General features: G+C 53.7%; 10 protein-coding genes. 1 reads left to right on the top strand and 9 read right to left on the bottom strand.

The window, feature by feature from the left end:
• Positions 1-2: 2 nt before the first annotated feature.
• Positions 3-1,919 (bottom strand): PTS 2-O-a-mannosyl-D-glycerate transporter subunit IIABC, encoded by a 1,917-nt coding sequence (gene mngA, locus ACUU1I_RS03675; protein ID WP_005066816.1) that lies wholly within the window; start codon positions 1,917-1,919, stop codon positions 3-5.
• Positions 1,920-2,088: 169 nt separating this feature from the next.
• Here mngA and mngR point away from each other — a divergent pair, with 169 nt between their 5' ends.
• Positions 2,089-2,811, top strand: a complete 723-nt coding sequence (gene mngR, locus ACUU1I_RS03670; RefSeq protein ID WP_000509906.1) for a mannosyl-D-glycerate transport/metabolism system transcriptional repressor MngR — start codon at positions 2,089-2,091, stop codon at positions 2,809-2,811.
• Between the two features lie 103 nt (positions 2,812-2,914).
• Here mngR and sucD read toward each other — a convergent pair whose 3' ends face one another.
• The 8 genes from sucD to sdhC form a co-directional block, all read right to left on the bottom strand.
• The gene (sucD, locus tag ACUU1I_RS03665; RefSeq protein ID WP_000025451.1) at positions 2,915-3,784 is read right to left on the bottom strand and encodes a succinate--CoA ligase subunit alpha; all 870 of its coding nucleotides are present in this window, start codon (positions 3,782-3,784) and stop codon (positions 2,915-2,917) included.
• Complete coding sequence (sucC, locus tag ACUU1I_RS03660) at positions 3,784-4,950, bottom strand: ADP-forming succinate--CoA ligase subunit beta (RefSeq protein WP_001048602.1); 1,167 nt, start codon at positions 4,948-4,950, stop codon at positions 3,784-3,786. Before sucC ends, sucD begins: the two co-directional genes overlap by 1 nt.
• 93 nt (positions 4,951-5,043) lie before the next feature.
• Complete coding sequence (gene odhB, locus ACUU1I_RS03655) at positions 5,044-6,261, bottom strand: 2-oxoglutarate dehydrogenase complex dihydrolipoyllysine-residue succinyltransferase (protein WP_000099824.1); 1,218 nt, start codon at positions 6,259-6,261, stop codon at positions 5,044-5,046.
• A 14-nt stretch (positions 6,262-6,275) separates the two neighbouring features.
• Positions 6,276-9,077, bottom strand: coding sequence for a 2-oxoglutarate dehydrogenase E1 component (sucA, locus tag ACUU1I_RS03650; protein WP_001181462.1), 2,802 nt, complete (start codon positions 9,075-9,077; stop codon positions 6,276-6,278).
• 300 nt (positions 9,078-9,377) lie between these two features.
• Positions 9,378-10,094 carry a succinate dehydrogenase iron-sulfur subunit SdhB gene (sdhB, locus tag ACUU1I_RS03645; RefSeq protein ID WP_001235263.1) on the bottom strand — a complete coding sequence of 239 codons (717 nt, stop codon included), beginning with the start codon at positions 10,092-10,094 and terminating at the stop codon, positions 9,378-9,380.
• 15 nt (positions 10,095-10,109) lie between these two features.
• Positions 10,110-11,876 (bottom strand): succinate dehydrogenase flavoprotein subunit, encoded by a 1,767-nt coding sequence (gene sdhA, locus ACUU1I_RS03640; RefSeq protein WP_000775540.1) that lies wholly within the window; start codon positions 11,874-11,876, stop codon positions 10,110-10,112.
• Positions 11,876-12,223, bottom strand: coding sequence for a succinate dehydrogenase membrane anchor subunit (gene sdhD / locus ACUU1I_RS03635; protein WP_000254365.1), 348 nt, complete (start codon positions 12,221-12,223; stop codon positions 11,876-11,878). The genes sdhA and sdhD overlap by 1 nt, the downstream gene beginning before the upstream one ends.
• The gene (gene sdhC / locus ACUU1I_RS03630) at positions 12,217-12,621 is read right to left on the bottom strand and encodes a succinate dehydrogenase cytochrome b556 subunit (protein ID WP_000263347.1); all 405 of its coding nucleotides are present in this window, start codon (positions 12,619-12,621) and stop codon (positions 12,217-12,219) included. The genes sdhD and sdhC overlap by 7 nt, the downstream gene beginning before the upstream one ends.
• Between the last annotated feature and the right edge of the window lie 60 nt (positions 12,622-12,681).

Here is a 12,681-nt window from a genome sequence, read left to right as displayed (position 1 = left end):
GTTTATTGCATTACGCCATCAGTCAGATAGTTGCCATGCTTAACCGCGTGACGCCGCCAGATCAGGAGAATTGCAGTCGAGATTGCAGCCCCCACCAATGCCGCACCAAACCAGCCAATTGCCGCCATAACACCGCCCGCGCCATTATCATGAAGTAAAAAGAGCGAGAAAATGCCAGCACCGGGTGTCGAAAGGCCGATATTCATCGCACCGACAATAGCGCCCGTTACCATAGAGCCCAGCACAAACGAACCAATAACCCGCAGCGGATCTTCAATCGCCATCGGGATCGCCCCTTCGGTAATACCTGCCAGCCCTAACAGCCAGGTGGATTTCCCGGTCTCAATTTCAAACTCTTTAAACAGGCGCGGTGCGAGCATCGTGGAAGCGGTTACGGTAAATGCCGAAACCATTTTGACGGAGGCGAAAATGGCATACGGGCCGTAAACGCCGTTCGCCATTGCGCCCAGGCAGAATGCATAAGCGGCTTTATTCACTGGCCCTCCAAGGTCAAAGGAACACATAAAACCGAGAATGGCACCCAGCAACAGCGCGTTACTTCCTGACAGACCGTTCAGCCAGGCGGTAAGCGAGTTATTGATCCAGGCGACAGGTTCCCCCACCACAAACAGCATCAGACTGCCCGCTCCCAATGTACCGAGCACCAGGTAGAGATAAAAAGTCAGGAAGCCATTGAATTTACTGCTAAGACGCAAGTGATTTTTCATCCAGCGTATCAAGTAACCGGCTATCAATCCGCCAACGACCGCGCCGAGAAACCCGGAGCCGATCATGTTGGCGGCAAGTCCAGCCGCAAAGCCTGGCGCTAACGCCGGTTTATCTGCCAGCGAATAGGCGGTATAGGCTGCCAGCACCGGTACCATCAAAATTCCGAGCAGCCCGCCGCCCAGTTTGCGGTACATCCACAGCCAGGAGTTTTCTTCATTAAACAGATCTTGTAGCCCGAAGATTTGCGACAGTAATACCGCGACCGCCAGCACCGTCCCCCCCGCGACAATCAACGGTACGGAAAAAGAGATCCCGCTCAACAGTGCCTGTTTCAGCTCCGTTTTGACGCTTTTCACCGGTTGCGTATCTTGCTGTACGGTACGCGTCTCATCGCCACGCTCGAGGGTAAGCGATTGTTGGATCAACGCTTCTGCATGGCGAATCGGCTCGGCAACAGGCACAGAAAGCGCAGGAATGCCGTTAAAACGCTCACTCTCCTTGATGGCGACTTCAGCCGCAAAAATACAGGCAGTTGCACTATTGAGTTGATCCGCCGTTAAACGCCCTTCAATACCGTTAGCACCTTGCTTTTCAACGTAGACATTCACGCCGAGTTTGCGTCCGGCTTTTTCCAGATACTCCGCAGCCATGTAGGTGTGAGCAATACCCGCCGGGCAGGCCGTTACGCAAACGATAGTTGGCGCGTTGGAAAAAGAGGCAGAAGGTTGCGTGCCTCCCTTGTCATCCAGCGCCGAGAGCAATTCATCAGGCGTCGTCGCCGACTGTATACGCGCCCGAATCTCATCATCCGCCAGGCGCGTGGTCAGCGCTGTCAGCAGTTGCATGTGCGTAGTACCCGCTTCATTGGGGGGAATCGCCAGCAACACCACTAAATCAATCGCTTCCGGGCCATCCACGCTTTCCCACTGAAGCGGCTCGCTGAGTGTGGCGACCGCAAACGCCGCTTCTTTTACCGCAGCAGTTTTGCCATGCGGCACAGCCAACCCTTCACCTAAGGCGGTCGGGCCAAGGCTTTCACGGCGATACACTTCTTTCAGAAATTGCTCAGTACTGGAAATTTTCCCCAGAGCAGCAAGACGTTGAGTCAACGCGTGAATGGCCTCTTCACGGCTGGTAAAGCGCGCATTCAGACACAACGCATCGCGGTGGGTCAGAGTCGTCAGGTTCATCATGATCCTCACTTGATCGTTTTTATAGTCGCGCCAGTGTGCCCGATAAAACAATACCATTGCGTAATCAATTTCACTTTATTGAAATTATTTGCATTGTATTTGTATTATTTACAGGATGAATTTATCGGGCATAATGGCTAAATTCGTATTAATGAGATGCTAAATAATGGGACACAAACCCTTATACCGACAGATTGCTGATCGCATTCGTGAGCAAATTGCGCGTGGCGAGCTTAAACCTGGCGATGCGTTACCTACCGAATCGGCATTACAAACAGAGTTTGGCGTCAGCCGGGTTACGGTGCGTCAGGCTTTGCGCCAGTTAGTCGAGCAACAGATCCTCGAAAGCATTCAGGGCAGCGGGACTTACGTCAAAGAAGAGCGGGTCAATTACGATATTTTTCAGTTAACCAGTTTTGATGAAAAACTGTCGGACCGTCACGTCGATACACACAGTGAAGTTCTGATATTTGAAGTGATTCCGGCTGACGATTTTCTTCAGCAACAGCTACAAATCACCGTGCAGGATCGTGTGTGGCATGTGAAGCGCGTGCGCTATCGCAAGCAAAAGCCAATGGCGCTGGAAGAAACCTGGATGCCGCTTGCGTTGTTCCCGGATCTCACCTGGCAGGTCATGGAAAATTCGAAATATCACTTTATTGAAGAAGTGAAGAAGATGGTTATCGATCGTAGCGAACAGGAAATCATTCCTCTGATGCCAACCGAAGAGATGAGCCGTCTGCTTAATATCAGCCAGACAAAGCCGATTCTTGAAAAAGTATCGCGTGGATATTTAGTTGATGGTCGGGTGTTTGAATATAGCCGCAACGCTTTTAATACCGATGACTATAAATTTACCCTGATAGCGCAGCGAAAATCATCGCGATAAGCACAAAAAAGGCCATCATACGATGGCCAACCATGTCGAAACCGACAGCCCTTCGCCATTCCTGTAGAGGGAAGCGGCGAGGGCTATTTCTTATTACAGATATTTATTTCAGAACAGTTTTCAGTGCTTCACCGATATCCGCCAGGCTGCGAACGGTTTTCACGCCTGCGGCTTCCAGAGCAGCGAATTTCTCATCCGCAGTCCCTTTCCCACCGGCAATGATCGCACCCGCGTGGCCCATACGTTTGCCTTTCGGCGCAGTCACACCAGCGATGTAACCCACAACTGGCTTGGTAACATGCTCTTTGATGTACGCTGCCGCTTCTTCTTCAGCGCTACCGCCGATCTCACCGATCATCACGATCGCTTCGGTCTGCGGATCTTTTTCGAACATTTCGAGAATGTCGATAAAGTTAGAGCCAGGGATCGGGTCACCGCCGATACCGACACAGGTCGACTGACCGAAACCGTAATCCGTGGTCTGTTTAACCGCTTCATAGGTCAGTGTACCGGAACGGGAAACGATACCCACTTTACCCGGTTTGTGAATGTGACCCGGCTGGATACCGATTTTGCATTCACCCGGGGTGATAACGCCTGGGCAGTTCGGGCCGATCATACGAACGCCTGCTTCGTCCAGTTTCACTTTCACGGTCAGCATATCCAGCGTCGGGATGCCTTCAGTGATGGTGATAATCAGTTTGATGCCTGCATCGATAGCTTCCAGAATGGAGTCTTTGCAGAACGGTGCTGGTACGTAAATAACAGACGCGGAAGCGCCAGTAGCAGCAACAGCTTCACGCACGGTGTTGAACACCGGCAGGCCGAGGTGGGTAGTGCCGCCTTTACCTGGAGTTACGCCACCAACCATTTTAGTGCCGTATGCAATGGCCTGTTCTGAGTGGAAAGTCCCCTGGCTACCGGTAAAGCCCTGGCAGATAACCTTGGTGTTTTTATCAATTAAAATGGACATTATTTCCCCTCCACTGCGGCAACAACCTGCTGAGCTGCATCCGTCAGACCTTTTGCTGCAATAATATTCAGGCCGCTGTCAGCCAGTTTCTTCGCGCCGAGTTCGGCGTTGTTACCTTCCAGACGTACCACGACCGGTACGTTAACACCCACTTCCGCTACCGCGCCGATGATACCGTCAGCGATCAGGTCGCAACGAACGATACCGCCGAAGATGTTAACCAGAACGGCTTTCACTTTGTCGTCAGAGAGGATGATTTTGAACGCTTCGGTTACACGTTCTTTGGTTGCGCCGCCGCCAACGTCCAGGAAGTTAGCCGGTTCGCCGCCGTGCAGTTTAACTATGTCCATCGTACCCATCGCCAGACCTGCGCCGTTAACCATACAACCGATGTTACCGTCCAGCGCAACGTAGTTCAGTTCCCACTGTGCAGCCTGTGCTTCACGCGGATCTTCCTGCGACTGGTCACGCATTTCGCGCAGATCAGGCTGGCGGAACAGGGCGTTGCCATCAGCGCCCAGTTTGCCGTCGAGGCAAATCAGATCGCCCTGTTTGGTGATGACCAGCGGGTTGATTTCGATCAGCGCCAGGTCGCGCTCCAGGAAAATGGTCGCCAGGCCCATGAAGATTTTGGTGAACTGCTGAACCAGTTTACCTTCCAGACCCAGTTTGAACGCCAGCTCGCGTCCCTGATACGGCATCGGGCCAGTCAGCGGATCAAGCGCAACTTTATGGATCAGGTGCGGAGTTTCTTCCGCCACTTTTTCGATTTCCACGCCGCCTTCGGTGGAGGCCATAAAGACCACGCGACGGGAACTACGGTCTACAACGGCACCGAGATACAGCTCTTTAGCGATATCGGTCGCCGCTTCAACCAGAATCTGGTTAACCGGTTGGCCATTGGCATCTGTTTGATACGTTACCAGACGCTTGCCCAGCCAGTTTTCTGCAAAAGCACGGATGTCTTCTTTGCTGTTTACAACTTTCACACCGCCCGCTTTACCGCGGCCACCAGCGTGAACCTGACATTTCACTACCCACGGACCGGCACCGATTTTTGAAGCGGCTTCTTCTGCTTCGCGCGGAGTAGTACAGGCATAACCCACCGGTGCTGGTAAGCCATAGCGGGCAAACAGTTGTTTTGCCTGATATTCATGTAAGTTCATGTGTTCTGTCCATCCTTCAGTAATCGTTATCTTTTAAACCGTAGACCGACACCCTATCCACGTCGGTCTACAGTGCAGGTGAAGCTTAAACTACTACACGTCCAGCAGCAGACGCGTCGGCTCTTCCAGCAACTCTTTGATCGTTACCAGGAAGCCCACGGATTCGCGACCATCGATCAGACGGTGATCGTAGGACAGCGCCAGGTACATCATCGGCAGGATCTCAACCTGACCATTCACCGCCATCGGACGATCTTTGATAGCGTGCATACCCAGAATTGCGCTCTGCGGCGGGTTGATGATCGGCGTAGACATCAGGGAACCGAACACACCACCGTTGGTGATGGTGAAGTTACCACCGGTCAGATCTTCAACCGTCAGCTTGCCATCACGGCCTTTGACTGCCAGCTCTTTGATTTTCTTCTCGATGTCTGCCATGCCGAGGGTATCGACATCACGCAGAACCGGCGTCACCAGGCCGCGCGGCGTAGAAACCGCCATGCTGACGTCGAAATAGTTGTGGTAAACCACGTCATCGCCGTCGATAGACGCGTTCACTTCCGGGTAACGTTTCAGGGCTTCAACCACCGCTTTCACGTAGAAGGACATAAAGCCCAGACGGATGCCGTGGCGTTTTTCAAACGCTTCACCGTACTGCTTACGCAGATCCATAATCGGCTTCATGTTGACTTCGTTGAACGTGGTCAGCATGGCGGTGGAGTTTTTCGCTTCCAGCAGACGCTCTGCCACACGCTTACGCAGGCGAGTCATCGGGACACGTTTTTCACTACGTGCAGCCAGAGCCGGTTGCGCCGCCGGAGCAGCCGCTGCCGGAGCAGACTCTTTCGCCGGGGCTTTCGCCAGATGTTTTTCCACATCTTCACGAGTCAGACGACCACCCACACCGGTGCCTTTAATGGCGCTGGCGTCGAGATTGTGTTCAGCCAGCAGGCGACGGATCGCCGGGCTTAACGCATCGTTGTTTTGCTCTTCCAGAGACGCCTGCTGGCGTTGCGCCGGAGTGGACGCTTTCTCTTCAGATTTGGCGCTGGTTTCTTTACCGGCGCTGTTGCCTTCACGCAGGCGACCAAGGATCTGACGAGACGTTACCGTTGTACCTTCATCTTCCAGAACCGCATCCAGAATGCCGTCTGCTGATGCCGGTACTTCCAGTACCACTTTGTCAGTTTCGATTTCTACCAGCACTTCATCACGTACGACTGCGTCGCCGGGTTTTTTATGCCAGGTTGCGACGGTGGCATCGGCTACGGATTCAGGCAGGTCAGGGACCAGAATATCTACGCTACTCATTGTGTATCCTTTATTTATTCGACGTTCAGCGCGTCATTAACCAGATCTTGTTGCTGTTTCTGGTGAACGGACATATACCCTACCGCCGGAGAGGCGGAGGCCGGGCGGCCTGCATAACGCAGAGAAGCCCCAAACGGAATCACTTCACGGAAATGATGCTGGCTGCAGTACCATGCGCCCTGGTTGAGCGGCTCTTCCTGGCACCAGACAAAATCCTTGACGTGAGCAAACTGCTGCAACACTTCCTGCATCGCTTTATGCGGGAACGGGTAGAGTTGCTCGATACGCACAATGGCGACATCGTGTTGATTGTTCTTACGACGCTGTTCCAGCAGGTCGTAATAAACCTTACCAGAACACATCACTACGCGCTTCACGCCCTTCGGATCAAGTTCGTCGATTTCACCGATGGCTGGCAGGAAGGTGCCGTTCGCCAGTTCTTCGAGGCTGGAAACCGCCAGCGGATGACGCAGCAGGGATTTCGGCGACATCACGACCAGCGGACGACGCATCCCGCGCAGCGCCTGACGACGCAGCATGTGGTAAACCTGTGCCGGGGTAGACGGTACGCAAACCTGCATGTTTTGCTCAGCACAAAGTTGCAGATAACGTTCCAGACGCGCGGAGGAGTGCTCCGGCCCCTGCCCTTCGTAACCGTGCGGCAGCAACATCACCAGACCACACATCCGGCCCCATTTCTGCTCGCCAGAGGAGATGAACTGGTCGATAACCACCTGCGCACCGTTGGCGAAGTCACCGAACTGCGCTTCCCAGATGGTCAGGGTGCGTGGTTCTGCGGTGGCATAACCATATTCAAACGCCAGCACGGCTTCTTCTGACAGTACGGAGTCCCAGACACGGAACGCGCCCTGACCGTTATGGATGTGTTGCAGCGGCGTGTAAGTGGAACCGTTAGACTGGTTGTGGATCACCGCGTGGCGGTGGAAGAAGGTACCGCGACCGGAGTCTTCACCCGACAGGCGAACCGGAATGCCTTCATCAACCAGCGTGGCGTAAGCGAGGTTTTCCGCACCGCCCCAGTCGAACAGTTTCTCACCGGCTGCCATCGCCTGGCGATCGCCATAAATCTTGGCAACGCGAGACTGCATTTCAACTGCTTCTGGTACCGTACTGATACGTTTAGCCAGTTCCTGCAGGCGCTTCATCTCAACTTTGTTCGGGTACTCTTCGTCCCATTCGTGGTTGAGGTACGGCGACCAGGTGAAAGAGTGCATGTTCATCGGACGCCACTCTGCCACTACGCAATCGCCAGCATCCAGCGCATCGCGGTACAGGTTAACCATCTCGGTGGCATCTTCCAGCGTCGCCACTTTTTCCTGCTCCAGCTTGTCAGCGTAGATTTTGCGCGGTGTCGGATGTTTTTTGATTTTCTGATACATCAGTGGCTGGGTTGCGCTCGGCTCGTCGGCTTCGTTGTGGCCGTGACGGCGGTAGCATACCAGGTCGATGAAGACATCACGTTTAAAGGTGTTACGGAAATCGAGCGCCAGACGGGTCACAAAGGCAACGGCTTCCGGATCATCCGCGTTAACGTGGAAAATCGGTGCCTGAACCATCTTACCGATATCAGTACAGTACGGTGTAGAACGGGCATCCAGCGGGTTAGAGGTGGTGAAACCAACCTGGTTGTTGATAACGATACGTACCGTACCGCCAACTTCATAACCACGCGCTTTCGACATGTTCAGAGTTTCCTGAACCACGCCCTGCCCGGTCACTGCGGCGTCACCGTGGATGGTGATTGGCAGCACTTTGTTGCTGCTCGGCTCATCAAGTCTGTCCAGACGGGCACGAACAGAGCCGATAACGACCGGGCTTACAATCTCAAGGTGAGACGGGTTAAACGCCAGCGCCAGGTGCACCAGGCCGCCATCGGTCTGGAAGTCAGACGAGAAGCCCATGTGGTATTTCACGTCGCCTGTGCCGAGGTGTTCTTTATGTTTACCGGCGAACTCGTCGAACAAGTCTTGCGGTTTTTTACCCAGCACGTTCACCAGCACGTTCAGACGACCACGGTGCGCCATCCCGAGAACCACTTCGCGGGTGCCGCTGTTGCCAGCGTGGCGGATCATCTCTTTAAGCATCGGGATTAACGCGTCACCGCCTTCCAGCGAGAAGCGTTTTGCGCCAGGGAATTTTGCGCCGAGGTAACGCTCAAGGCCTTCAGCGGCGGTCAGTTCGCTTAAGAAGCGTTTTTTCTCTTCGCTATTGAAAGTCGCGCGACCAGACTCGATACGCTGTTGGATCCAGCGTTTTTCTTCGGTGCTGGTGATGTGCATATACTCGGCACCAATCGGGCCGCAGTAGGTTTGCTTGAGGGCGGAAATAAGCTCGCCGAGTTTCATGGTTTCTTTGCCGCTGGCAAATGAACCGACGTTGAAGGTTTCCTGGAAGTCTGCTTCGGTCAGATCGTGGAAAGACGGATCCAGATCGGCCACTTTATCTTGCTGCCACAGTCCCAGCGGATCTAGATTCGCATGCTGGTGACCACGGAAGCGGTATGCGTTAATGAGCTGCAGGACTTTAACCTGCTTCACATTGGTGTCAGGGTCGGAGATCGTTGAAGAGTAACGTGAAGCGTCTTTCGCCAGGCGGCGGAAATATTCACGCGTTTGAGAGTGGAATTGATCCGGTTTGACTCCCGTACCAGGTAACTGCTGGAACGTCGAACGCCAGTTAGCGTCAACCGAGTCAGGATCGGTTAAGAAGTCTTCATAGAGCTGTTCTATCCAGCTCTGGTTTGCGCCAGAGAGGTAAGAAGAGTCCAACCAGGCTTTCAAAGCGCTGTTCTGCATCGTGATCCCTTAAGCATCTTTTTTATGCTTACTTCGCCGTGGATACTACCACGCACAGTGATGTGCGTGCCGGGGTTCACTTGCGAGCTCTTGTCTACGTAGTGGCTCGCGAAGGAACCTTTAAAAACTGTCTTAGTGTCAGGGGCAGTTTTTAAAGATTTCCTGCATTTCTTTGTTACGCCTGATGCGCTGCGCTTATCAGGCCTGCGGGTAATGACTTGTAGGCCGGATAAGGCGTTCACGCCGCATCCGGCACTGGTTGCCTGATGCAACGCTTGCGCGTCTTATCAGGCCTACAGTTTACGCATTACGTTGCAACAACATCGACTTGATATGGCCGATGGCGCGCGTCGGGTTCAGCCCCTTCGGACATACACTGACGCAGTTCATGATGCTGTGACAGCGGAATACGCTGAATGCATCGCTCAAACCGTCGAGGCGGCTGTCAGTCTCGGTATCACGGCTATCGATCAGGAAACGATATGCCGCTAACAAGCCTGCCGGGCCGATAAACTTATCGGGATTCCACCAGAAAGACGGACAAGAGGTTGAACAACATGCGCAGAGAATACATTCATACAGCCCGTCGAGTTTTTCGCGCTGCTCTGGCATCTGTAAATGCTCGCGAGCTGGCGGATTTTGTCCATTATTCAACAGGTAAGGCTTAATTTTCTCATATTGCGCATAGAATTGTCCCATGTCTACCACCAAATCGCGGATCACCGGTAAACCTGGCAGCGGGCGAATCACAATCTTCTTGCCCGGCTGGTTGAGTGCCGAAATCGGGGTAATACAGGCCAGACCATTCTTGCCGTTCATGTTCAGACCGTCGGAACCGCACACACCTTCACGGCAGGAGCGGCGGAACGACAGGCTGGGATCTTTCTCTTTCAGCTGGATAAGCGCATCCAGCAGCATCATGTCGCGACCTTCTTCCGCTTCCAGGGTGTAATCCTGCATACGCGGAGCATCATCAACATCCGGGTTATAGCGATAAATTGAAAACTCGAGTCTCATTTTCCTGTCTCCGCATTAGTAAGTACGAATCTTCGGCGGGAATGCCGGGCGCAGTTTCGGTTCCATGTTGACGCTTCGGCGCGTCATGGATTCCGACTCAGGCAGATACAGGGAGTGGCACAGCCAGTTTTCATCATCACGATCCGGGAAGTCGAAGCGGCTATGTGCGCCACGGCTTTCGGTACGGAAGTTGGCAGAAACAGCCGTTGCATACGCCGTTTCCATCAGGTTATCCAGTTCCAGGCACTCAACGCGCTGGGTGTTGAACTCGCTGGAAGTGTCATCCAGACGGGCATTTTTCAGACGCTCGCGGATCACTTTCAACTGCTCAAGCCCTTTCGCCATCGCATCACCTTCACGGAAGACCGAGAAGTTATGCTGCATACATTCTTGCAGCGCTTTACGGATCGCCACCGGATCTTCACCGTTACGATTATTGTTCCACCGGTTCAGGCGATCCAGAGACGCTTCAACATCAGACTCGCTGGCATCGCGCAGTGCGCCCTGCTCGGCGATAGACTCTTGCAGATGCAGACCTGCCGCGCGACCAAAGACCACCAGGTCCAGCAGCGAGTTGCCGCCCAGACGGTTAGCGCCGTGTACCGATACACAAGCGATTTCACCAACGGCAAACAGTCCCGGAACAACCACATCTTCGCCTTTCTCATTCACAGTCAGCGCCTGACCGGTAACTTTGGTCGGAATACCGCCCATCATGTAGTGACAGGTTGGGATAACCGGAATCGGCTCTTTCACCGGATCGACGTGAGCGAAGGTACGGGAAAGCTCCAGGATACCCGGCAGACGGGATTCGAGAACTTCTTTACCCAGGTGATCGAGTTTCAGTTTCGCGTGTGGCCCCCACGGACCATCACAGCCGCGACCTTCACGGATTTCAATCATGATGGAACGCGCCACCACATCACGGCCCGCCAGGTCTTTGGCGTTCGGCGCATAACGCTCCATAAAGCGTTCGCCATGTTTGTTCAGCAGATAACCGCCTTCACCACGGCAACCTTCGGTGACCAGTACGCCCGCACCGGCAATGCCGGTCGGGTGGAATTGCCACATTTCCATATCCTGCACCGGTACGCCTGCGCGGATAGCCATGCCGACACCGTCGCCAGTGTTAATGTGGGCGTTAGTGGTGGACTGATAAATACGCCCTGCCCCGCCAGTCGCCAGCACGGTAGCGCGGGCTTTGAAATAAACCACTTCACCGGTTTCGATGCACAGTGCGGTACAACCCACCACCGCGCCATCCTGGTTTTTCACCAGATCCAGCGCATACCACTCGGAGAAAATGGTGGTGTGGTTTTTCAGGTTCTGCTGATAAAGCGTGTGCAACAGTGCGTGACCGGTACGGTCAGCAGCCGCCGCAGTGCGTGCCGCCTGCTCGCCGCCGAAGTTTTTCGACTGACCGCCAAACGGACGTTGATAGATACGACCATCATCGAGACGCGAGAACGGCAGGCCCATGTGTTCGAGTTCCAGAATCGCTTCCGGCCCGGTTTTACACATATATTCAATCGCGTCCTGGTCACCGATATAGTCCGACCCTTTTACGGTGTCGTACATATGCCATTCCCAGTTATCTTCATGGGTATTACCCAGCGCAACGGTAATGCCGCCTTGCGCAGAAACGGTATGGGAACGGGTCGGGAAGACTTTAGAGAGCAGCGCACAGGTCTGGCCGCTCTGGGAAATTTGCAGCGCCGCGCGCATACCTGCGCCACCGGCACCAATCACAACTGCATCAAATTCTCTGACTGGCAATTTCATCACACCCCCCACACCACAACGAATCCATAAATCACGTAAACCACCAGTGCAACGACAATCACCAGTTGCAGCATCAGGCGCAAGGCCAGCGGTTTAACGTAGTCGGTCAACACCTGCCACATGCCGATCCAGGCATGAATCAAGATAGAAAACAGCGCCAGCAGGGTGAACACTTTGGTGAACGCAGAGGCGAAGAAACCGATCCAGACTTCATATGTCAGTTCGCCACTGGTGGCGAAAAAACCGACCATATAAATGATGTAGAGCGTCAGGACGATAGCGGTAGCGCGAACGAGGATGAAATCATGTACGCCATTGCGTCCTAATGCGGAGGCGTTGCTTACCATACGAGGACTCCTGCGAGAAGTGAAAGCACGACAGTAATAACAAAGGAGATTTTGGCGGAGCGTTTACCCGCTTCGAATGTTTCTTCCAGATAGCCAAAATCCATCATCATGTGGCGAATACCTACGACGACGTGATACGCCAGAGCGGTAAGGATGCCCCACATGATAAATTTGACGAAGAAGCTGCCCATAATCGCGGAAGCTTGCTCGAAACCTTCAGGGGAAGAGAGGCTGGTACCCAGAAGCCACAGCAGGATGCCCACTGCAACAAAGGTGATCACACCGGAAACGCGATGGAGAATGGACGCTATCGCCGTGATGGGGAACCGGATGGTCTGTAGGTCCAGATTAACAGGTCTTTGTTTTTTCACATTTCTTATCATGAATAACGCCCACATGCTGTTCTTATTATTCCCTGGGGACTACGGGCACAGAGGTTAACTTTCTGTTACCTGGAG

The organism is Shigella sp. SIG3 (genome assembly GCF_053555855.1).
Note: the sequence above shows the minus strand (reverse complement) of the source record. Positions and strands in the feature narration are given on the sequence as shown.